Here is a 21561-nt window from a genome sequence, read left to right as displayed (position 1 = left end):
ACCCACGCAGCGCGGTGCACGCGGCTGTGCGGCAGCGTGATCCGCTCGCCACACAGCCGCGTGACACTCGACACAAGCGCTCCACAAAAGCACCGGCAAGGTGGAGCATGGATAAGTGGTTCGCTAAGGTGAACCACGGTAGTCACAAATGAAAGGGAAATGGCCTGCTGGCATAATCACGGCAGAGCAATTTCCAAGACCAGATGATGCGTACTCTCGTGTCATCGTTCACGCGAGGGAGCGTCTAAGTGGCCGATCAGGCAACTGCGCAAGAATTCGACATCCTGGTACTCGGTGGTGGCAGCGGCGGGTACGCCACGGCTCTCCGGGCCGTTCAGCTTGGCTTCACCGTTGGCCTCGTGGAGAAGGGCAAGCTCGGCGGTACCTGCCTCCACAACGGCTGCATCCCCACCAAGGCGCTGCTCCACTCGGCCGAACTGGCAGACCACGCCCGCGACTCCGCCAAGTACGGCGTTAACGTCACCCTGGACAGCATCGACATTACCGCTGTCAACGCCTACAAAGACGGAATCATCGCCGGCAAGTTCAAGGGCCTGCAGGGCCTGATCAAGTCCAAGGGCATCACCGTCATCGAAGGTGAGGGCAAGCTGCAGGGCACCGACACCGTCGTCGTGAACGGCACGGCCTACAAGGGCAAGAACATCGTTCTCGCCACGGGCTCCTACTCCCGCTCGCTCCCGGGCCTGGAAATCGGTGGCAAGGTCATCACCTCCGACGAAGCCCTGAAGATGGAAAACATCCCCAAGAGCGTCATCATCCTGGGCGGCGGCGTGATCGGCGTCGAGTTCGCTTCTGTCTGGAAGTCCTTCGGCGTCGACGTCACCATCGTTGAGGGCCTGCCGTCGCTGGTCCCGAACGAGGACGCAGCGATCGTCAAGAACTTTGAGCGTGCGTTCAAGAAGCGCGGCATCAAGTTCTCCACCGGTGTCTTCTTCCAGGGCGTCGAACAGAACAACGACGGCGTCAAGGTCACCCTTGTTGACGGCAAGACCTTCGAAGCCGAACTGCTCCTCGTGGCTGTCGGCCGCGGACCGGTCACCGCCAACCTCGGCTACGAAGAGGCCGGCATCACCATCGACCGCGGCTTCGTCATCACCAACGAACGCCTGCACACCGGCGTGGGCAATGTATACGCCGTTGGCGACATTGTTCCCGGCGTCCAGCTCGCCCACCGTGGCTACCAGCAGGGCATCTTCGTGGCCGAGGAAATTGCCGGCCTGAAGCCCGTCATTGTCGAGGATGTCAACATCCCCAAGGTGACCTACTCCGAGCCCGAGATCGCCACCGTCGGCTACACCGAAAAGGCCGCGAAGGAAAAGTTCGGCGACGACCAGGTGGAGACCCAGGAGTACAACCTGGCCGGCAACGGCAAGAGCTCCATCCTCGGCACCGGCGGCCTCGTGAAGCTGGTCCGCCAGAAGGACGGCCCCGTGGTGGGCGTCCACATGCTCGGCTCCCGCATGGGCGAGCAGATCGGTGAAGCACAGCTGATCGTTAACTGGGAAGCCTACCCGGAGGATGTGGCCCAGCTGCTGCACGCCCACCCGACCCAGAACGAGGCCCTGGGCGAGGCCAACCTGGCCCTCGCCGGCAAAGCCCTTCACGGCTAATTCGTTCCGCAAGACAACCAGGGCCTGGTGCACCGGCTCAAACAGCAGCGTGCACCAGGCCCGAACAATGCAGCAATCATCCGCACTTTAGATCAATAAAGGAGAACGGGGACGACATGTCTGAATCCGTTAAACTTGCCCGCCCTCGGTGAGAGCGTCACCGAAGGAACTGTCACCCGCTGGCTCAAGCAGGTAGGTGACCGGGTAGAGGTGGACGAACCGCTGCTCGAGGTTTCCACCGACAAAGTAGACACTGAAATCCCCTCTCCGATCGCCGGCGTCATCGAGGAAATCCTCGTCGCCGAAGATGAGACCGCTGAAGTTGGCGCCCCGCTGGTGCGCATCGGTGACGGCTCGGGCGGCGGCGCCGCCGCCGACGAGGCACCCGCAGCAGCGCCCGCCGAAGAGGCACCTGCAGCCGCCCCCGCAGCACCGGCCGAAGAGGCACCGGCTGCAGCCCCCGCCCAGGAAGCCCCTGCCGCGGAAGCAGCACCCGCTTCCTCCGGCGAAGGCCACGAGGTCACCCTGCCGGCACTTGGCGAGAGCGTCACCGAAGGCACCGTTACCCGCTGGCTCAAGGCCATTGGCGACACCGTGGAAGTTGATGAGCCGCTGCTCGAGGTCTCCACCGACAAGGTGGACACCGAGATCCCGTCCCCCGTGGCCGGCACGCTGCAGGAAATCCGCGTCAACGAGGACGAGACCGCCGAGGTTGGCTCCGTCCTCGCAGTCATCGGCTCCGGCGCCGCTGCACCTGCCGCGGCTCCCGCAAAGCCCGCCGAGGCTCCCGCCGCCCCCGCAGCGGAACAGCCCGCCCCGGCAGCCGAAAAGCCCGCCGAAGCCCCTGCTCCGCAGGCAGCTCCCGCACCCCAGGCAGCCCCGGCTCCCCAGGCTGCACCGGCACCGCAGGCCGCCCCCGCACCGCAGGCCGCTCCGGCCGCAGGCGGTGAGTCCGGCTACGTCACTCCCCTGGTCCGCAAGCTCGCCAACCAGCATGGCGTGGACATCGCCTCCGTCTCCGGCACGGGCGTCGGCGGCCGCATCCGCAAGCAGGACGTCCTGTCCGCTGCCGAATCCAAGGCCGCTCCGGCAGCCGCAGCACAGGCAGCCCCTGCCGCTTCCGCAGCTCCGGCGGCCGCAGCGTCCTCGCTGCGCGGCACCGTGAAAAAGGCTCCGCGGATCCGCCAGGTCATCGCCCGCCGCATGCGTGAGTCGCTGGATGTTTCCACCCAGCTGACCCAGGTCCACGAAGTGGACATGACCAAGGTGGCCAAGCTGCGCCTGAAGGCCAAGAACTCGTTTCAAGCCCAGAACGGCGTCAAGCTCACCTTCCTGCCCTTCATTGCCAAGGCCGTGGCCGAGGCCCTCAAGCAGCACGCCACGCTCAACGCCGCGTACGACGAGGACAAGCAGGAAATCACGTACCACAACGCCGAGCACCTGGCGATCGCCGTCGACACTGACAAGGGCCTGCTGGTTCCGGTCATCTCCGACGCCGGAAGCCTGAACCTCGCCGGCCTGGCCGGCAAGATCGCCGACGTCGCGGACCGCACCCGAAACGGCAAGATCGGCCCGGACGAACTGTCCGGCGGTACGTTCAGCATCACCAACATCGGCTCCGTCGGTGCGCTGTTCGACACCCCGATCATCAACCAGCCGCAGGTCGGCATCCTGGGCACCGGCGCGATCGTCAAGCGCCCCGTGGTGGTCCAGGACGAGAACGGTGACGACTCGATCGCCATCCGCTCCATGATGTACCTGTCCCTCACCTACGACCACCGCCTGGTGGACGGTGCGGACGCCGGTCGCTTCCTGCAGACGCTGAAGGCCCGCCTCGAAGAGGGCGCGTTCGAAGCGGACCTGGGACTCTAGGCTCCAGCCTTTCGACGGCGGCGGCCGTCCGGCTCCCGGTGGGAAACCACCGCATTCCGGGCGGCCGCCGCTGCTTTTGTCTGTGGCTGTGTCTTACTACGGCGCGTAGAAGTATCTGGCTAGACTGGTGCCATGAACATCGTCTATAACGTCATGGTCTTCCTGCACATCGTCGGCGCCGCCATGATCGTCGGCATCTGGATCGGCAACATGAAGAAGCCGACCGTCCATCCCCGGCAGTTCGACGGCGCGGCACTCCAGCTCCTCACCGGCATCGTCATGATGGGCCTGATCCCCGCCCTCGACATGGACGCCAACTACGCCAAGCTGGGCATCAAGTTCGGCGTCGCCCTGGTCGTCGGCGTGCTGGCCTTCATCGGCCGCCGCAAGTACAAGAAGGGCGAGCCGATCTCCACTGGCCTGGCCCACAGCGTGGGCGGGCTGGCTCTGCTGAACGTCGCAATCGCGACGCTCTGGCGGTAGCCGCCCCCTGCCATGCCAACGACGACGGCGACGCCCCCTCCCGCGGGGGCGTCGCCGTCGTCGTTTGGCGCTTCCGGTCATAATCCTCTGACAGCGGACAACCAGTGCACCGGGGACACCTTATCCATAGGATTGGTAGCGGCGGGGCTCTGGCAGGCGCCGGACCCCCGGATCGAATCAACGTTGAGGAGTGACATGGCTACAACACGCAACGCCCACACTGTATGGACCGGCAGCCTGACGGAGGGGTCAGGCAACACCACGCTGGACAGCTCGGGCCTCGGCACGTTCGACGTCACCTGGAAGGCCCGCACCGAAGCGGCAGGCGGCAAGACCAGCCCTGAAGAGCTCATCGCCGCGGCGCACTCCGCGTGCTTCTCCATGGCGTTCAGCCACGAGCTGAGCCAGGCCGGTTTCACCCCGGACGAGGTCAACACCAAGGCAGAAGTTGGCTTCCAGCCCGGCACCGGCATCACCGGCAGCCACCTGACCCTGAACGCCCGCATCCCCGGCATCTCCGAGGAGGACTTCCAGCGCATCGCGGAGTCCGCCAAGAAGGGCTGCCCGGTATCACAGGCCCTGACCGGCATCGAGATCACCCTGGACGCCACGCTGGCCTCCTGATCTTAAAGCCCTGGTCATTTAGGATCAGAAAGGGCCCTGTTCCCCCTGGTAAATCCAGTCGGGAACAGGGCCTTCATGCTTTTCGGGGAGGGGCCGCCGGCCCTGGGCCGGCCTCCCCTATGCTCCGCTACGCCTGTTGCGCGCCCGTGCGGCGGGCCGGCAGCGGCTCCGGGCGCAGCCGGCGGTAGCCCTCGCGGGCCGGCGGCCGGTCCGTGGGGAGCTCCTGCACCATCTCCTTCAGCGCCGTGATGCCGGACTCCAGCTGCGGGTCCCGGCGGGCAGCGTAGGCGTGCGGCGGGAACGTCACTTCGATGTCCGGAGCCACACCGTGGTTTTCAACGCTCCAGCCCACCCCGCCGCTGAACCACGTGGCATAGCGGGGCTGGGTCACGCCTGTTCCGTCGGCCAGCGTGAAGCGGTTGTCGATGCCGACGACGCCGCCCCAGGTGCGGGTGCCGATCACCGGGCCGATGCCGCGCAGCTTCGAGACCTGGGTGATGATGTCGCCGTCGGAACCGGCAAATTCGTCGGCCAGGATGATGACCGGACCGCGCGGCGCGTGGTGCGGATAGGTCCGGGGCTTTTCGCCGCGGGGCATGCTCCAGCCCGTCACCTTCCGCCCGATGAGTTCTGCCACGAGCTGGGAGGTGTGCCCGCCGCGGTTGCGGCGAACATCCACGATCAGGCCGTCAAGCGCAGTCTCGGTGTCAAGGTCGCGGTGGAGCTGCGCCCAGCCGTTGGCCAGCATGTCCGGGATATGCAGGTAGCCGAACTTGCCGTCCGACGCTTCCCGTACTGTGCGGCGGTTGGAATTTACCCAGTCCTGATACCGCAGCCGTTCCTCATCCTTGATGGGGACCACCGCGATCCGGCGCTGGGCTCCTGCTGCCGGGCCGTGGCCGGCGCCGTTGCGGATGGTCAGTTCCACCGCACGTCCCGCCGCGCCCACCAGCTGCATGGCCGGGGTCAGCGACTTCGTCAGGCGCACACCGTCGATTGCCAGCAGGACGTCCCCGGCCTTGGCGTCGGCGCCCGGCCTGGTCAGCGGCGAGGTGGCCAGCGGGTCCGACGATTCACCGGCCAGGATGCGCTCGATTTCCCAGCCCTCGCCGTTGAACGCGAGGTCGGCACCCAGCCGGCCCTGGCCGTTGCTGCCGTTTTCGGTGGCCGCCGCCGGGCGTACGTAGGCGTGGGACGTGCCGAGCTCGCCATGCAGCTCCCACAGCAGGTCCACCAGGTCGTCATGCGATCCGAGCCGCTCCACCAGCGGACGGTAGCGGGCGTGGATGGAGTCCCAGTCCTGGCCCGCCATGTCCTCGGTCCAGAAGAAGTCACGCTGCAGCCGCCATGCCTCGTCGAACGCCTGGCCCCACACGCTCAGCGGATCCATCAGGACGCGGATGCGCGTGAGGTCCACCTTGACCAGCTGGCCGGAGTCCTCGTCGGCCTTCGCGTCGGAGGGCACCACCCGGACCTGCTTGTCGTGGACCAGGACCACTTTCTTGCCGTCGCCGGACAGGCGGTAGCTGTCCAGGGAGTCCACGAGGGTGGTGCTCTTGCGCTTGGCCAGGTCAAAGCGGATCAGGCTCGGGGCGGCGTTCTTGTCCTCCAGGCTCGCCCTGCCCTCCCCGGTGACGCCGGCGAGGGCGCTGTCGAGCCACAGCAGAGCGCCGTCGGCGGCGGTCAGGGCTGAGTAGTTGCCCTGCGGAACCGGGACGCTGATGACCCGGTGGGCGAGGCCTTCGGCGTCCACCTTCACGGCCGCCGGTGTGGTCCCACCCTCTGCGGCTGCACCGGACTTGGCTGCTTCGCTCTGCCCGTCGGCGCCATCTGCCAAGGCGACGCTCGGGCCGAACGGCGAAGCGGTGTCCGCCGCGAGTGCCACGAGGTAGGGCTTGATGGGGCTGGGGAAGGAAAGGTCAAAGGAATGGCCGTCGTAGACCGGATCGAAACTGCGGTTCGAGAGGAAGGCCAGGAACTTGCCGTCCGGGGAGAACGACGGCGATTCGTCCCGGAAGCGTCCGTCCGTCACCTCCACAATGGCTGCTTCCCCGGACCTGGCCGTTGCGGTCCTTGCTGTCCCGGTCTTGGCCGTCCCGGTCTTGGTGTCCGGGGTGCTGGTTTCCGGGGCCTTCGTTTCAAGTGCGTCGGCACGGACCAGGCGCAGGCGGCTTCGTGACCCGAAGGACGTCACCGGTTCAGCCCAGGCCAGCCAGGCGGAGTCCGGCGACCAGGCGAGGTCCTCAATGCTGCCCTCCCCAATGCTGGTTACCGCCGTCAGTGCCCCGTCCTGGGTGCCAGCGATGTACAGGTCGCCGAAAGCCGTTCCGATCGCAATCCAGCGGCCGTCGGGGCTGGCTTCGATGGCGCTGGCGCGTGAGGGCCTGGGGAACCGGACCGTGAGCGGGCTTGATTCGGCCGCAGCGGTGCCGGTTGCTTGGCCGGCCGTTGTTTCGGTCGCAGACCCGGTCGCAGCCTCCGCCGGCGCGAGGTCGGCAGCAGCGTCGTCGGCCACGGGGTGGGTGGCGCGGGGCCCTGCGACGCCCGCGGCGGAAACAGGGCTGGGCAGGGGAACTGCCTGAGCCGCAGCTTCCGGCTGGTCCCCGGCCGGTGCGCTGTCCGGGGCCGCCCCGGTCTTGGCCGTAGCTGGGGCCTTTGCGGCTGCATGGACTGCGGCATGGTGCGCCGGGACCTGCGGGGCGATTTTCCTGATGAACAGAGCCTCGTCGCCGTCGTGGTCAGCCACGTAGGCGATGCGGCCATCCGGAAGCGGTCGGGGCAGGCGGGCGCGCACGCCGGCCGTTGCCTCGACCACGCGGGACGGTCCGTCCTTGTGCCGGAGCCAATGGATTGTTCCATGGGCCTCCACAGCACTGGCTTCCCCCGCGGTGTCCGGCCGGACGTCGCCCAGGTGCTTGGAGACCTTAAGGAGCGAGGGACGGCGGCCCTGGGACGCCGATCCGAGCGTGATCTCCAGCCGGACGGCCTCGGACCCCAGGTCATGCAGGAGCCAGAGCTCACCGGCCGATTCGAAGATGACGCGCTTGCCGTCCGTGGAGGCGTGGCGGACGTAAAAGTCCTCGTGATCGGTGTGGCGCCGCAGGTCCCCGCCGCCGGGCAGAACCGAGTACAGGTTGCCGTAGCCTTCGTGGTCTGAGAGGAAGGCAATGCGCCCGTCTACCCACATGGGGTCGGCCAGGTTGCCGTCCAGCTCCGGCAGCAGCCGCTCAAACTCGCCGTTTCCGTCGCCGTCGATCCAGAGCTTGCCGGCGGTGCCGCCACGGTAGCGCTTCCACCAGGCCGGTTCACGGGACAGCACGCTGCCCACCACCACAGGCTTTTCGTCCCCGAGCTCCGGGCCGAACGCCACGGACTCGACCGGTCCCAGCGGGAGCTCCTCGGCCCAGCCACCGTCTGTGGACAGCCGGTAAGCGTGCGTGTGGCGGCTCTCGGCCTGCCTGAACGCGCTGGTGACCACGATGTCCCCCGCGGGGGTAAAGCCCTTAACCCGGGTGGTGCTGTGCCCGAAGAAGGTCAGCTGGCGGTACCCCCCGCCGTCGACATCGGCGATGACCACCTCGGGGGCCGTCCCCTGCACGACCGTCCAGACCAGCTTCGTTCCGTCCGGCGTAAAGCGCGGGTTGCGGGCCGGCAGCTGGAGCGAGGAAACACGCCAGGCGCGGCCGCCGCTGAGGGGGGCAATCCAGACGTCGTCCTCGGCCACAAACGTGACCAGATCGCCGTGAACATGAGGGAACCGGAGGTAACTCGAAGAGGTCATCGTTCGATCATAGTCAACGTGACATGAGCCATCGGGGAGGTGCCCTGCCGTGCCGGGCATGGTGAGATGGATCATGCGCATCGTCATGGCCGGCGCCTCAGGGCTCATCGGAACCGCACTCTCCTCCCGCCTCTCCTCCGACGGGCACGACGTCGTCCGGCTGGTTAGGCGGCCGCCGTCGTCGCCGTCGGAAATCCCGTGGGACCCCGCAACCGGAACCCTGGACCCGGCCTCGCTTGAGGGAGCCGACGCCGTCATCAATCTTTCCGGCGCGAACATCGGCGCCAGGCCATGGACCCCGCACCGGATCGATGAGCTGTTCCGGTCCCGGCTCGATCCCACCCGGACGCTTACCTCGGCCATGCGCCGCTTGGACTCCCCGCCCCTGACCTTCATTAGCCAATCCGGCGCGGGCTACTACGGCGACGCCGGACACTCCATGCTGACGGAGAACTCCCCCGCCGGGCAGGGCATCATGGCGCGCATCTGCGTCGAGTGGGAAGCGGCTGCCCATGAGGCCCCCGCCGGAATCCGGGTTGTGACGCCGCGGACCGCAGTGGTGCTGAGCAGGTCGGGCGGTGCCATGGGACGCCTGCTGCCTTTGTTGCGGGCAGGCATTGGCGGTCCGCTGGGCAACGGCCGGCAGTACTGGCCATGGATCACGCTCCCCGACCTCACCTCCGCGTTCGGTTTCCTCCTCGAGTCCGGGAATTACGGTCCCGTGAATGTTGCGGCACCGGAAGCCGCCGACGTGAACACCCTGGTTGCCGGGCTCGCAAAAGCGCTTCACCGACCTGCGCTGCTGCGCGCGCCAGCCCCGGCGCTGCGCCTCGTCATGGGCAAACTGGCCGACGAACTCCTGCTCGCCAGCCAGCGGATCGAACCGACACTGCTCAGGGACAGCGGGTTTACGTGGGACCATCCGTCGGTGGCCCTAGCCGCCGGATGGGTGGCCGGCGATAAGTAGCTGTCCGGTTCAATTGGTGGTAAATCGGTTGGTGATTCAGTCCGCCGGCAGGATGTCCGCGATGCGCCAGCGTCCCTCCACCGGAACAAGAACCAGCCGCAGCTTCACATCCCGCGGCCGTGCTCCGGCGGCCACGACGGTGCCTCCGGCCGACCGCTCCTCGTAGGCCGAGGTCGATGACGTCACCGCCACCACTGCCCTCGCAGGCGTGCTTTCGGGCAGGCGGCGCGCACCTGACAGGCTCGTGGTGAACCCCGCCAGCACTGTCCCGGTTTCCTCCAGCCCGACGCGGATCCGTCTGTCTGCGGCCTGAGCCGGAGTGTTCGGGGCGTTCACGTCATCCAGCAGGTGCAGCCTGCCCTCCCGCAGCGCCAGCGAACGCAGCTGGGCCAGTCCGAGGACCGCTTCCGCCGGATCCTTCGCCGCGAGCCGCAGCCGGACATCATCCGGCAGGCCATTTTCAGGGCCGACATCAGCGGGCAGGCCGGCATCCTGCAGGGATCCGGGGCTGGACGCCGGGAGGCCCGATTCCCCCGCCGCCTGCCCGGACTGCTGGGCCGCCTGGCCCCACTCCCGCGCCGCTCCAGGCAGCCCCAAAAGCACGGGACCAGCAAGCACGGGACCAGCAAGCACCGCCGCCGTGAGCACGCCGCCAGCCACTGCCAGACGGCGGCTGCTTTGCGTGCCTGTCCCGCGCCTGGCCGACGCGTGCCTGGCAGCGGTTTGCCGGACCCCCGCATTCCTGACTCCCGCATTCCTGACTCCCGCATTCCTGACTCCCGCGTGCCGGACTGCATTCCCGACTCCGGCATGCCGGACCGCCGCGTGCCGGACAGCACTCCCGACTCCGGCATGCCGGACCGCCGCGTGCCTGACAGCACTCCCGACTCCGGCGTGCCTGACAGCCGGGTGCTGCAACGAGAGGGCCCGGGCCGTTCCTGCCGGCCCTCCACGCGGTGACAGCCGGCCCAGGGACCTGCCCCATCCTGTGGTCTTCAGCCGCCTTCGCCAGGCGAGCAGGCGCTTCCTCAGCCGTCCGCCGGATGGCGGGACGGGCCTGCGGGTTAACAACTCGGGCAGAACGGTGTCATGCACCGAGCGGGACAGGTCCACAGGTGCTGCGGCCGCGCTGCGGTACACAGCCGTGGCAAGGTCCGCGGCCGCCGGACGTTGCCGCCGGTCATCGCTGAGCCCCGCCTCCAGCGCTGCCGCCAGCTCCGCGGGCACGTCCGGAACAAGCAGGGCAAGGGGTGGTCTGGCCGCAGACGGCGGAGGGGGCTGTCCGGTCAGGCAGTACCAGCCCAGGGCAGCGGCTGCATAGACGTCGCGCTCCGGCTGCAGTCCGGCCCGGACCGCGTCCACCGGAGCCGGATCAGCGAAGCCGTCGGTGTGGAGATCCGGAACGCCGGAAGCGTCCCCCACCATCCGGGCCACGCCGAGGTCTGCCAGCAGGGGCTTTCCATGGGCGGTGAAGAGTACGTTGCCGGGTGCGACGTCCGAGTGCGTGAAGCCCTTTCCGTGCAGATAGCCCAAGGCCTGCGCGATCGGCGTCAGGACCGTGACCGTCTCGCCCACACTCAGGGTGCCCCTCGCCGTGACCAGCTGCTGGAGCGAGCCGCCGGCGGCGTAGTCCATCAGCAGGCCGAAGCTGCCCTCTTCAGGTTCACCCGGCCGGCCGGGTTCATCGGTCCTGCCGGGTTCATCGGTTCTGCCGGGTTCATCAGTCCTGACTACGCCATAGGCCTTTAACAGGTGCTCGTGGTCAAGCACGGACATGACCAGGAGTTCCCGGCGGACATCCTCCTCCCGCGTCATTGGTTCACTCCTGCCCGGCGGCCGGCCGAAGCACTTCAGCGCAAGCTTCACGCCCGTCGCGTCCTGCGAAACCAGCCACACGTCGGCACTGCCGCCACGGCCAAGCCGGCGGCATACGGAATAGCCCTGGACGGCAGGTGCCGCTCCCCCGGGACCGTCCATGTGCGCGTTCTGGTTTTCCAGGCTGCGACTGTCCAGGTTGTCACTCTCCAGGCTGTGGCTTTCCAAGCTGTGCTGGTCCATGGCTTAAGGAATACCGGAAACCGGCAATCCCCGCAGAAGTTATCCACAGGCAGGCCCGGGTGCTGGGCGGGCCGCAGGAATGGCGCGGAATGTGACCGGGGAGGCATGAGAGCTTGGGCACACTATCCGGCAGGACACGGCCTGAGGTCTAAGCTGGAACGCATGACTCTTGAGTTCACAAAGCTCGGTCTTGCCCCGGATTTCGTTGATTACAGCCACGCTTGGGACCTCCAGCGCGAAATCCATGAAAATGTCCTGGCCGGCAAGGCCCCCAGCACGGTACTCCTCCTGGAACATGCCGCCGTCTACACGGCCGGAAAGCTGACCGAGGATCACGAACGGCCTTTCGACGGCACCCCCGTCGTTCCCGTGGACCGCGGCGGCAAGCTCACCTGGCACGGGCCGGGCCAGCTCATCGGATATCCGATCATCAAGCTGAAGAACAAGGCCGGCATCCGCGACTACGTGGAGCGCTTGGAGGCCGTGATCATCGCCGTGCTCGCGGACTATGGCATAACGGCGGTCCGGATCAAGGGGCGGGCCGGTGTGTGGATCGAGGAGGATGCCAAGGGTCCTGCCCGCAAGATCGCCGCCATAGGCATCCGGGTGAGCCAGGGCGTGACCATGCACGGCTTCGCCATCAACTGCAACAACGACCTCGCTCCCTACGGCCAGATCATCGCCTGCGGTATCACCGATGCCGGCGTAACCACCATCGCCCAGGAAACGGGCCGCGACGTATCTCCCGCCGATCTCGTTTCGCGGATCACCGAGGAACTGCGCAACAATGAAGACGCCCTAGTTGCAACCCCCGAAGGAGCACTCCTGTGACACTGGCACCAGAAGGCCGGAAAATGCTGCGGATCGAGCAGCGCAATGCGGCCACCCCGGTGGAACGCAAACCGGACTGGATCAAGGCCAAGGTCCAGATGGGCCCGGAATTCGTCCAGCTCAAGAACCTGGTCAAGAAGGAAGGCCTGCACACCGTCTGCGAAGAGGCCGGCTGCCCCAACATCTTCGAATGCTGGGAAGACAAGGAAGCCACCTTCCTGATCGGCGGCTCCGAATGCACCCGCCGCTGCGACTTCTGCCAGATCGACACCGGCAAACCCTCCCCCGTGGACAGGTTTGAACCCACCAAGGTGGCCCGCTCCGTCCAGGCCATGCAGTTGCGCTACGCCACCGTCACCGGCGTCGCCCGGGACGACCTCGAGGACGAAGGCGTCTGGCTCTACGCCGAAACGGTCCGCAAGATCCACGAACTCAACCCCGGCACCGGCGTCGAACTCCTCATCCCGGACTTCTCCGGCAAACCCGAGCACATCGCCGCGATCTGCGATTCCAAACCCGAGGTGTTCGCGCACAACGTCGAGACCGTGCCGCGGATCTTCAAGCGCATCCGGCCAGCGTTCCGCTACGAACGCTCCCTGGACGTCATCACCCAGGGCCGGAACCTGGGCATGGTCACCAAGTCCAACCTCATCCTGGGCATGGGCGAAACCCGCGAGGAAATCTCCGAGGCCCTCCGCGACCTGCACCAGGCAGGCTGCGACCTGATCACCATCACCCAGTACCTGCGCCCCTCCGAACGGCACCTCCCCGTGGACCGCTGGGTCAAGCCGCAGGAATTCGTGGACCTGCAGCAGGAAGCCGAGGAGATCGGCTTCCTCGGCGTCATGTCCGGACCCCTGGTCCGCTCCTCCTACCGCGCCGGCAGGCTCTGGGCCACCGCCATGCGCAAAAAAGGCCGCGACATCCCCGCCGAACTAGCCCACATCGCCGACGGCATCCAGGACTCCGGCACCACCCGCCAGGAAGCCAGCACCCTGCTCGCGGCGCACCAGTAACACCAGGTATTTCCTATGGCCAAGGGCCGGACGCCGGAACTTTTCGGCGTCCGGCCCTTTGTCGTGGATCACGTAGAATTAAGGCACTATGGCGAAATCCCCTGACTCCAGCAACAACACTCCTGCGGCCGCTGATGGCTCCAAGCGCGGACTCTTTGGGCGCAAGCCCAAGGCCGTGAAGGAAAAGAAGCCCAGCCGGCTCAAGCAAATCCGCGAGGTCTTCAACATGACCCGCCGCCACGACCCCATGGTTCCGTGGCTCATGCTGCTGGCGTTCCTGGGGGTCGTGGCGGTCAGCCTCGTTGTTGGACTGTTGCTGAACAACTGGATTACCGGCCTGATCATCGGTATTCCGCTGGGTTTCCTTGCGGCTACGTTCATTCTTTCCCGCCGCGCCGAGGGGGCTGCCTTCGCCCAGATCGAGAACCAGCCGGGAGCATCCGGCGCTGCCCTCAGCACGCTGAAGCGCGGCTGGATCACCGAGGAGCAGCCCGTGGCTGTAAACCCGCGGACCCAGGACGCCGTGTTCCGCGCCGTCGGGCGCCCCGGCGTCGTCCTCGTCGCCGAAGGACCCACGCACCGCGTACGTCCGCTGGTCGAAGGCGAGCGGAAGAAACTGGCGCGCATCCTTCCCAACGTCACCATCCACGTCATCGAGACGGGGCGCGGCGAGGGCCAGGTCCCCATCAGCCAGGTGGCAAAGAAGATGAACAAGCTCAACAACGAGCTCACCAAGACCGAGGTCAGCGCCGTATCCAAGCGCATCTCATCGCTGGGCGGCCGCCTTCCGATCCCCAAGGGCGTGGACCCCTACAAGGCCCGGCCCCAGCGCGGACGCTAACCCGCTTGAAACGCCTCGAGGCCGCCGCATCTGCGCCGGCCCCGGGGCGTTTTTCGTTTGAACGGGCATATCCCGGTCGAACCGCATATTGAAGCCAGCCAGACCCCAGCACCTACAGAAGCCGGAGCCTCCTGTGAAATTTCCGTCCGCGTCCGCCGTCATCCGCGCCTTTCGCCTGCTGGCGGTGGCGGAAGCGTTTAGCTGGGCTGCGCTCCTCGTCGGCATGTATTTCAAATGGATCGCCGGGACCACCGAACTCGGCGTAGAAATTGCCGGACCGGTGCACGGAGCCCTGTTCATCGGCTACGGAGCGGCGGCCCTTGTCCTGTGGCGCCTGCAGCGCTGGCCCTTCAGGGTGGCGCTGCTGGCAGGCCTCTCGGCGGTGTTCCCCTTCGCCACGGTCCTGTTCGAGCGGTGGGCGCTCCGCCGGGGATACCTTTCGGCCGGCCAGCTGCCTGCGGGGCTACCTGCGGACGAGGACGGTGTTCATGGCCTTGTCATGGAGTCCGCGCTGGTCGGGATCGAAGATGACCGCCGGGATCACCAGGCAGAGCAGGACGGTGCGGACCAGCGCGGCCAGCGGACCGGCCGCTGAGCCGTCCGGCTTCACCACGTGGATGCCCATGGCCCGGTGCCCGATGCTGTAGCCGAGGGTCCCGATCAGCAGGATCTGCTCGGCGGCAAAAACGGCAAGCGTGGCCATGGAATTACCGGCAAGGAACACGTTGCTGATCAGCAAGGCAATGGTCCAGTCGATGGTGATCGCCAGGATCCTGCGGCCGGCCCGGGCCATGGATCCGGGGCCTGCCTCGGGGAAGCCCAGGCGTTCTCCCGGGTACTTGGAAATGCCGGAAGTGTCCGGCCCGCTGAGCCACGAACCGATGTCTTTGCGATCTACCACATACCAAGTTTACCGAGCCGCGAGCAGCCCCTCGGACGTTCACACTCTGGATAGGCGTGGACCACAGTGTGGACACCGTATAGCGTTTACATATCAGTAGGTTCTGTAACCTGCCGGAAACAAAGCGGACACGGACGGGAAATCCCGAATCCCTAGGGTGGTAACAGTTGCTAGCGAACCTGGAGCGGGGCACTTTTGTGTTTCCGCCCATTGGATTGCGCTGGACCACTTGGCTTTCTAGCCAGTTATTACATATGCGTAAGGAGCATAGATGTTCAAGACTGCGGACGAAGTCCTCAAGTTCATCAAAGATGAAGATATTCGGTTTATCGATATCCGCTTCACCGACCTCCCCGGCGTTCAGCAGCACTTCAACGTGCCCGCCAAGAGCGTTGACGCCGACTTCTTCGTCAACGGCCAGCTCTTCGATGGTTCCTCCATCCGCGGCTTCCAGGGCATCGCCGAGTCTGACATGCAGCTCATTCCGGACGTCACCACCGCGTTCCTGGACACGTTCCGCATGGAAAAGACCCTTGCGCTGAACTTCTCCATCGTGAACCCCCGCACGGGTGACCCCTACCACCGCGACCCGCGTGGTGTGGCAGAGAAGGCTGAAGCCTACCTTGCCTCCACCGGCATCGCCGACACCGCGTTCTTCGCCCCCGAAGCCGAGTTCTTCGTGTTCGACAACGTCCAGTACCAGTCCTCCCCCGAGGGCAGCTTCTACAAGATCGACTCCGAAGAAGCTCACTGGAACACGGGCCGCGAGGAAGAAGGCGGCAACCTGGGCTACAAGACCCCCATCAAGGGCGGTTACTTCCCGGTTTCCCCGACCGACAAGCAGGCCGACCTGCGCGACGCCATGTGTGTTGCCCTGGACGAGGCCGGCCTCGAAGTCGAGCGCAGCCACCACGAAGTTGGCTCCGCCGGCCAAGCCGAGATCAACTACAAGTTCACCACGCTGACCCACGCGGCTGATGACCTGCAGAAGTTCAAGTACGTCATCAAGAACACCGCCGACGCCTGGGGCAAGTCCGTCACCTTCATGCCGAAGCCGGTCTTCGGTGACAACGGCTCGGGCATGCACTGCCACCAGTCGCTGTGGAGCAACGGCGATCCGCTGTTCTACGACGAGAAGGGCTACGCCGGCCTGTCCGACACCGCCCGCTGGTACATCGGCGGCCTGCTGAAGCACGCCGACGCCGTCCTCGCGTTCACCAACCCGACGGTTAACTCTACCGCCGCCTGGTCAAGGGCTTCGAAGCCCCGGTCAACATGGTCTACTCGCAGGGCAACCGTTCCGCCGGTATCCGTATCCCGATCACGGGCTCCAACCCGAAGGCCAAGCGCATCGAGTTCCGCGCTCCGGACCCCTCCTCCAACCCGTACCTGGCCTTCGCTGCCCAGCTGATGGCCGGCATCGACGGCATCCGCAACCGCATCGAGCCGCCGGCTCCGATCGACAAGGACCTCTACGAGCTCCCCGCCGAGGAAGCCAAGGACATCCCCAAGGCTCCGGGCACCCTCGAGGAAGCACTGCAGGCACTGGCTGAGGACAACGAGTTCCTGCAGGCCGGCGGCGTGTTCACCCAGGACCTGATCGACACCTGGATCGAGTACAAGTACGAGAACGAGATCCGCCCGCTGTCCCTGCGCCCGAACCCCTACGAGTTCGAGCTCTACTACGGCGTCTAGTCCGATCTCAGGGAGACATTCCTGACTCCGCCAAGGGCGGCCACCGGTTACTGACCGGTGGCCGCCCTTGGCCGTTCTACCGGTCAGTGCCCGTTTCCGGTTAGGTGCCCGTCCTCGGTCACGTGCCCCGGCAGGCTTCCTCGGCGTACCGTCCCCAGAGGGAATCCGGCCCAGTGCCGCCGAAGGCTTCACGGTCATCCCGCAGCGCGCGGCACAGAATGAGTGAGTCCGCGAAGCTCCGCCGGATGTAGGATTCCCAGTCCGCCCGCTCAGAGGTAAAGGCCTGCGTTCCCATCTGGTACTTCAGATGGGCGAAGTGGTCCAGGATGCGGTGGGCCGTCGCTTCGGCCCGCCCCGCCAGCTGCTGCGCGGCCCGCTTCGCCGCAGGATCGGCGACGGCCGAGGCGTCCGGCAGTTCCTGGCGGTGCCAGAAGTACGGCTGCAGGTCCACATTGTCCACGAAGATCCTGTCGATCTCCTGCTGCTGGGCATAGAGCGATGAAGCGGTGCTGCTTTCCAGAGTGCTCCTGATCCCGGCGTACTGGTACGCCGCCGCGATGAGTGTCGCGGCCACCCCCGCCCCGATGAGCAGCACCTCGGCCCTCCTGAGCCTCCTGGCACGGCCGCCCCTCGCACGCGCCCGGACATGGTCTGCGTCCTGCCGTGCCAAATCCTGCCCCGGCTGGGGCGCCGGAAGCTGGCCCCCGACGTGCTGAGACCGGGAGCCAGCCTGTTCCGGCGAGTGCCTCCGAGACGAAGACCCTTTCAAGCCTTCCCCCCAACAAGGTTTGAAGTGCACTGCCAAGACACAGCGTAGGCACGCACCCGTGCCGGCGCAACGGTCCTGCGGTGTCTCGGGGCGGGATCAGCGCTCAGAAGGCGGCGTACATGGTCCGCTGCGGACCGGCCTCGCCGCCCAGATAGACGCCCTTGTCCGCAAAACCCGCCTTCAGGTAGGCTCCTTGCCCGGCTGGGTTGCGCTCGTTGACTGAAAGCACGACGCCGGTTTGGCCGCCTCCCAGCCTGGCCGTCAGTTTGGCGGCGGCTGCCACTGCCGCAAAGGCCGCCGCCTGCCCCAGGCCCTGACGCTGCCACCGCCTGTCGATCAGGAACCCGCGAAGCAGCCAGGCGGAGTCGTCGTCGGGCCAGCCGGCCAGCCCGGCTGCGCCCGACTGCAGCGTCAGCACCCCGGCAGCCCTGCCGCCCGCCTCGATGACATAGGGCCTGCGGGACCCGTCCTCGAGCCCTGCCAGCATCATGCGCAGCGGGTCGCCCACAAACTCCAGCTGGCCCGGGGCGAGTTCCAGTTCCGCCACCGCACCGAGCTGGATGGCCCGGGCATCGGCATCCAGGTCCCGCAACGGAATGAGCCATACGTCCGGTCTCATGATCCGTCAGGAAGCAGGCGCCGCCCCGTCGGCCGGCGGACCCGCCGGATCCATCCACATGACCTCCCACAGGTGCCCGTCCGGATCCTGGAAGCTGTGGCTGTACATGAAGCCGTAATCCTGCACCGGCTGCGATTCGGATCCTCCGGCGGCCAGGGCCTTGCCCACCATCTGGTCCACTTCTTCCCGGCTGTCCACCGAGAAGGCCATGATGGCCTCGGTGGCCGAGGTTGCGTCCACGATCTCTTTGGCGGTGAACGTCTTGAAGAACTTCTCCACCAGGAGCATGACGAAGGCGTCGTCGTTGATCACCATGCAGGTGGCGTTCTCATCCGTGTAGTCCTGGTTGAACTTGAAACCCAGCGCAGTGAAGAACTGCACGGACCTGTCGAGGTCCCGGACGGGAAGGTTCATGAAGATCTGGGTAGCCATGCGCCCAAACCTAGCACCGGTTCAGTGGCCGTAGAAGACTTTCTCAAACACCGCACGGGCCCGTCGGCTCACGCGCAGGTAGTCCTCCTCGAACGCTGTGGCCATCCCTTCCTCGTAGCCGCACCACCTGGCCACAGCCTCCAGGTCGCGCCGTGAGGAGGGCAGCAGGTCCGAGGCGCGGCCCGTCCAGATCACGTTCGCGGAACGGATCCGGCTGGCGAGCTGCCAGGCGTCGGCCAGCAGGCCGGCGTCGTCCTCTTCCAGCAGCCCCAGCGAGGCCGCCGCCTGCAGAGCCTTCAGGGTGGATGTGGTGCGCAGTTCGGGGTGGCTTCCGGCGTGCTGGAGCTGCAGCAGCTGCACGAGCCATTCCACGTCGCTCAGGCCGCCGCGTCCCAGTTTGAGGTGCCTGGCCGGGTCCGCGCCGCGGGGCAACCGCTCGGACTCCACCCGCGCTTTGATGCGGCGGACCTCCCGGACGTCCGCGTCGGAGACGGCGGCCGGGTAGCGGATGGGATCGACCAGCTTCACGAAGTCCGCCGCGAGCCCGTCGTCACCGGCGATCGGCCGGGCACGGAGCAGTGCCTGCGCCTCCCAGATGAGCGACCAGCGGCGGTAGTACTCGCCGTAGGACTCCAGGGACCGCACCATGGCCCCGTTCTTGCCTTCGGGACGAAGATCGGCGTCGACGGCGAGGACCCGCTCGGCCATGATCGCCGGCTTGAGCGGCTGCGTCAGAAGGCTGGACAGATGGCCCACGATCTTCGCGGCCTGCTGCTGTGCTTCATCGTCCGAGGCTCCGGGCAGCGCCCGGTGTACATAAAGGACGTCCGCGTCGGACCCGTAGCCGATTTCCAGCCCGCCCTGCCGGCCCATGGCCACCACCAGCACCGATGTCTTCAGCGGACCAGTGGCGGAGACAATGTTTTCCGCCACCCGCAGGGCACCCAGGATGGCGGCCCGGTCAGTCTCTGCCAGCGCCTCCCCCACCTGGTCCTGACCGAGCAGGCCGGCGCTGTCCGCGATGGCGATCCGCAGGATTTCACGCCGGCGGATGAGCCGGATGAGGCGCATGGCGCTTTCCGGATCAGCGTGCCGGGACATCTTGGAGGTGATCTCCTGCCACTGCGCCTCAAAGCCGAGCGGCGCCAGTTCCTTGTCCGTCCCCAGCCAGGACACCGATTCCGGCGACACTTCCAGGAGGTCGGCGATGAGGCGGGAGTTGGACAGCATGTGGCACAGCCGCTCGGCGGCCGCGGCCGAATCGCGGAGCATGCCGAGGTACCAGTGCGTGGTGCCGAGCGACTCGCTGATCCTGCGGAAGGCAAGCAGCCCGGCGTCGGGGTCCACGCCTTCGGCCAGCCAGCCGAGGAGGATGGGCAGCAGCTGCCGCTGCAGGGCCGCGCGCCGGCTGACCCCGGCCGTCAGCGCCTCGATGTGGCGGAGTGCGCCCTGCGGGTCCCGGTAACCGAGCGCCGCGAGCCTGCCCTGCGCCGCTTCCGGCGTCAGGCGTGCGTCCTCGCTGCTCAGCTTGGCGGCCGTGTTCAGGAGCGGACGGTAGAAGATCCGGTCGTGGAGTTCCCGGACCGAGCGTTTTGTCCGCTGCCACGCGGCCAGCAGGGCGTCGGGGTGCGGCCGGTCCGTGGAGAACGGGCCCAGCACTGCCTTGGCCAGGGTGCGGAGGGGTTCCTCCTTGACCGGCATGAGGTGTGTGCGGCGCAGCTGGAACAGCTGGATGCGGTGTTCGAGCAGGCGCAGGTACCGGTAGGCGTGGTCGAAGGCGGCTGCGTCCGCCCGGCCGATGTAGCCCCCGGTCGACAGCGCGGCGATGGCCGACGTCGTGTCGCGGCGCCGGAGGGACTCATCCGACTTGCCGTGGACGAGCTGGAGGAGCTGGACGGTGAATTCGACGTCGCGCAGCCCGCCCCGGCCGAGCTTGATCTGCCGCTGTTCCTCGGCCGGCGGGATGTGTTCGGTGACGCGGCGGCGCATGGCCTGCACGGATTCAACGAATCCGTCGCGGTTCGCCGAGGTCCAGACGAGCGGCGATACGGCCTCCTCGTAGCGGGCGCCCAGCTCTGCGTCTCCCGCGATGGTCCGTGCCTTCAGGAGCGCCTGGAACTCCCAGCTTTCCGCCCAGCGGGCGTAGTAGCTCTGGTGCGAGGCGAGTGTACGGACCAGCGGCCCGGACTTTCCTTCCGGGCGGAGGTTGGCGTCAACTTCCCACAGCCCGGGTTCGCGGGCCGGGGAAGAAATGGCGCGCGAGATGCCGGACGCCAGAGCCGTGCCGATGGTGTTGGCCCGGGCGTCGTCCAGCTCGCCTGACTCCACCACATAGATGACATCGACGTCGGAGATGTAGTTCAGTTCCCGGGCTCCGCACTTGCCCATCCCGATTACTGACAGTGCGACGTCGGCGACCTCCCCGGCGTCGAACTTCCCCGCTGCTTCGGCGCGGGAGACGGCAAGGGCGGCCTCGATGGCCGCCCCGGCCAGATCCGCGAGTTCGGCGCCGACGGCGGGCATGAAGTCCAGCGGGTCAGCGGCGCAGAGGTCCTTGACGGCGAGGTCCACCACGCCCCTGCGGTAGGCGGTGCGGAGTGCCTCGTAGGCCTCCGGGCCGGAGATGCCCGCCACCGGCCGGGCCGCGGTGGGGTCCGCGCGCACCGACCTGAGCAGCGTGGCACGCAGCTCGGCTGGATCGGCCTGGAGCGGTTCCGGGCTTGCGGTCACGCTGAAGGCGTCCAGGTGCTCCGGGTGCCGGATGAGGAATTCGCCGAGCGCCTCGCTGGCGCCCAGGACCCGGTAGAGCGGTTCGCTCACCTCGGTGTCGGCCGCTGCCAGCTTCCGCAGGTCCGGGTGCTTCTCGATCAGCCGGACCAGGGACTGCAGGGCGGCGTCCGGGTTCGCCGCCAGCTGCAGGCCGGCAAACAGGATGTCCCGGTCAATGCCCTCCAGCTCGGGGGCGGCAAGGAACCGTTCGCCCTTCTCGAGGTCGCTGAAGCCGGCGGTGATGAGCCGGCGGGCCAAGCTCACCGCGGCCG

Annotated in this window: 14 protein-coding genes and 3 pseudogenes; 10 read left to right on the top strand and 7 right to left on the bottom strand. The window is 67.1% G+C overall.

All coding sequences use genetic code 11. The features are described from left to right. Positions 1–248: 248 nt before the first annotated feature. The 4 genes and pseudogenes from lpdA (at position 249) to ACHMXB_RS04205 (ending at position 4610) form a co-directional block, all read left to right on the top strand. Positions 249–1631: a dihydrolipoyl dehydrogenase gene (gene lpdA / locus ACHMXB_RS04220; protein ID WP_395403024.1), complete on the top strand. Its 1383-nt coding sequence runs from the start codon at positions 249–251 to the stop codon at positions 1629–1631. 116 nt (positions 1632–1747) lie between these two features. Then, positions 1748–3503, top strand: a pseudogene (gene sucB / locus ACHMXB_RS04215) (2-oxoglutarate dehydrogenase, E2 component, dihydrolipoamide succinyltransferase). A 132-nt stretch (positions 3504–3635) separates the two neighbouring features. Continuing rightward, positions 3636–3986, top strand: a complete 351-nt coding sequence (locus ACHMXB_RS04210; RefSeq protein ID WP_111903456.1) for a hypothetical protein — start codon at positions 3636–3638, stop codon at positions 3984–3986. Between the two features lie 195 nt (positions 3987–4181). Next, positions 4182–4610: an OsmC family protein gene (locus ACHMXB_RS04205; protein ID WP_111903455.1), complete on the top strand. Its 429-nt coding sequence runs from the start codon at positions 4182–4184 to the stop codon at positions 4608–4610. A gap of 127 nt (positions 4611–4737) precedes the next feature. On the opposite strand, the gene ACHMXB_RS04200 is transcribed toward ACHMXB_RS04205, so the two are convergent. Further along, the gene (locus tag ACHMXB_RS04200) at positions 4738–8391 is read right to left on the bottom strand and encodes a S41 family peptidase (RefSeq protein WP_395403022.1); all 3654 of its coding nucleotides are present in this window, start codon (positions 8389–8391) and stop codon (positions 4738–4740) included. 73 nt (positions 8392–8464) lie between these two features. Here ACHMXB_RS04200 and ACHMXB_RS04195 point away from each other — a divergent pair, with 73 nt between their 5' ends. Then, complete coding sequence (locus ACHMXB_RS04195) at positions 8465–9358, top strand: TIGR01777 family oxidoreductase (protein WP_395405121.1); 894 nt, start codon at positions 8465–8467, stop codon at positions 9356–9358. Between the two features lie 36 nt (positions 9359–9394). Here ACHMXB_RS04195 and ACHMXB_RS04190 read toward each other — a convergent pair whose 3' ends face one another. Beyond that, positions 9395–11416, bottom strand: coding sequence for a protein kinase (locus tag ACHMXB_RS04190; protein WP_395403020.1), 2022 nt, complete (start codon positions 11414–11416; stop codon positions 9395–9397). Between the two features lie 162 nt (positions 11417–11578). Here ACHMXB_RS04190 and lipB point away from each other — a divergent pair, with 162 nt between their 5' ends. From lipB to ACHMXB_RS04170, 4 genes and pseudogenes are all read left to right on the top strand, one after another. After that, positions 11579–12247, top strand: coding sequence for a lipoyl(octanoyl) transferase LipB (lipB, locus tag ACHMXB_RS04185; RefSeq protein WP_395403018.1), 669 nt, complete (start codon positions 11579–11581; stop codon positions 12245–12247). After that, the gene (gene lipA, locus ACHMXB_RS04180; RefSeq protein ID WP_395403016.1) at positions 12244–13263 is read left to right on the top strand and encodes a lipoyl synthase; all 1020 of its coding nucleotides are present in this window, start codon (positions 12244–12246) and stop codon (positions 13261–13263) included. The genes lipB and lipA overlap by 4 nt, the downstream gene beginning before the upstream one ends. Positions 13264–13351: 88 nt before the next feature. Then, complete coding sequence (locus tag ACHMXB_RS04175; protein ID WP_395403014.1) at positions 13352–14104, top strand: DUF4191 domain-containing protein; 753 nt, start codon at positions 13352–13354, stop codon at positions 14102–14104. A 133-nt stretch (positions 14105–14237) separates the two neighbouring features. Continuing rightward, positions 14238–14576: pseudogene (locus tag ACHMXB_RS04170) on the top strand (DUF3817 domain-containing protein); the annotation flags it as partial. On the opposite strand, the gene ACHMXB_RS04165 reads toward ACHMXB_RS04170, so the two are convergent. Beyond that, positions 14568–15005 carry an RDD family protein gene (locus tag ACHMXB_RS04165; protein ID WP_111903634.1) on the bottom strand — a complete coding sequence of 146 codons (438 nt, stop codon included), beginning with the start codon at positions 15003–15005 and terminating at the stop codon, positions 14568–14570. The pseudogene ACHMXB_RS04170 and the gene ACHMXB_RS04165 sit on opposite strands and share 9 nt — an antisense overlap. Positions 15006–15276: 271 nt before the next feature. Between ACHMXB_RS04165 and glnA the strand changes: the two are divergent. Next, positions 15277–16700, top strand: a pseudogene (glnA, locus tag ACHMXB_RS04160) (type I glutamate--ammonia ligase). 118 nt (positions 16701–16818) lie between these two features. Here glnA and ACHMXB_RS04155 read toward each other — a convergent pair. The 4 genes from ACHMXB_RS04155 to ACHMXB_RS04140 form a co-directional block, all read right to left on the bottom strand. Then, positions 16819–17295, bottom strand: a complete 477-nt coding sequence (locus ACHMXB_RS04155) for a hypothetical protein (RefSeq protein WP_395403012.1) — start codon at positions 17293–17295, stop codon at positions 16819–16821. A 277-nt stretch (positions 17296–17572) separates the two neighbouring features. After that, a complete protein-coding gene (locus tag ACHMXB_RS04150) occupies positions 17573–18088 on the bottom strand; it encodes a GNAT family N-acetyltransferase (RefSeq protein ID WP_395403010.1) in 516 nt (171 codons plus the stop codon). A gap of 6 nt (positions 18089–18094) precedes the next feature. Continuing rightward, complete coding sequence (locus ACHMXB_RS04145; RefSeq protein WP_111903638.1) at positions 18095–18520, bottom strand: VOC family protein; 426 nt, start codon at positions 18518–18520, stop codon at positions 18095–18097. Between the two features lie 21 nt (positions 18521–18541). Further along, positions 18542–21553, bottom strand: coding sequence for a bifunctional [glutamine synthetase] adenylyltransferase/[glutamine synthetase]-adenylyl-L-tyrosine phosphorylase (locus ACHMXB_RS04140; protein ID WP_395403008.1), 3012 nt, complete (start codon positions 21551–21553; stop codon positions 18542–18544). Positions 21554–21561 lie beyond the last annotated feature (8 nt).

Origin of the sequence: Arthrobacter sp. UC242_113 (genome assembly GCF_044054585.1) — a bacterium.
Classification (GTDB): Bacteria; Actinomycetota; Actinomycetes; order Actinomycetales; family Micrococcaceae; genus Arthrobacter.
This window is presented reverse-complemented; position numbering and strand designations above follow the sequence as displayed.

What these genes read in the sequence shown, in the direction of transcription:
- ACHMXB_RS04210 (WP_111903456.1), top strand. Translation starts at nt 3,636, where the DNA reads ATGAACATCGTCTATAACGTCATGGTCTTCCTGCACATCGTCGGCGCC.
- ACHMXB_RS04205 (WP_111903455.1), top strand. Translation starts at nt 4,182, where the DNA reads ATGGCTACAACACGCAACGCCCACACTGTATGGACCGGCAGCCTGACG.
- ACHMXB_RS04200 (WP_395403022.1), bottom strand. Translation starts at nt 8,391, where the DNA reads ATGACCTCTTCGAGTTACCTCCGGTTCCCTCATGTTCACGGCGATCTG.
- ACHMXB_RS04195 (WP_395405121.1), top strand. Translation starts at nt 8,465, where the DNA reads ATGCGCATCGTCATGGCCGGCGCCTCAGGGCTCATCGGAACCGCACTC.
- ACHMXB_RS04190 (WP_395403020.1), bottom strand. Translation starts at nt 11,416, where the DNA reads ATGGACCAGCACAGCTTGGAAAGCCACAGCCTGGAGAGTGACAACCTG.
- lipB (WP_395403018.1), top strand. Translation starts at nt 11,579, where the DNA reads ATGACTCTTGAGTTCACAAAGCTCGGTCTTGCCCCGGATTTCGTTGAT.
- ACHMXB_RS04175 (WP_395403014.1), top strand. Translation starts at nt 13,352, where the DNA reads ATGGCGAAATCCCCTGACTCCAGCAACAACACTCCTGCGGCCGCTGAT.
- ACHMXB_RS04150 (WP_395403010.1), bottom strand. Translation starts at nt 18,088, where the DNA reads ATGAGACCGGACGTATGGCTCATTCCGTTGCGGGACCTGGATGCCGAT.
- ACHMXB_RS04145 (WP_111903638.1), bottom strand. Translation starts at nt 18,520, where the DNA reads ATGGCTACCCAGATCTTCATGAACCTTCCCGTCCGGGACCTCGACAGG.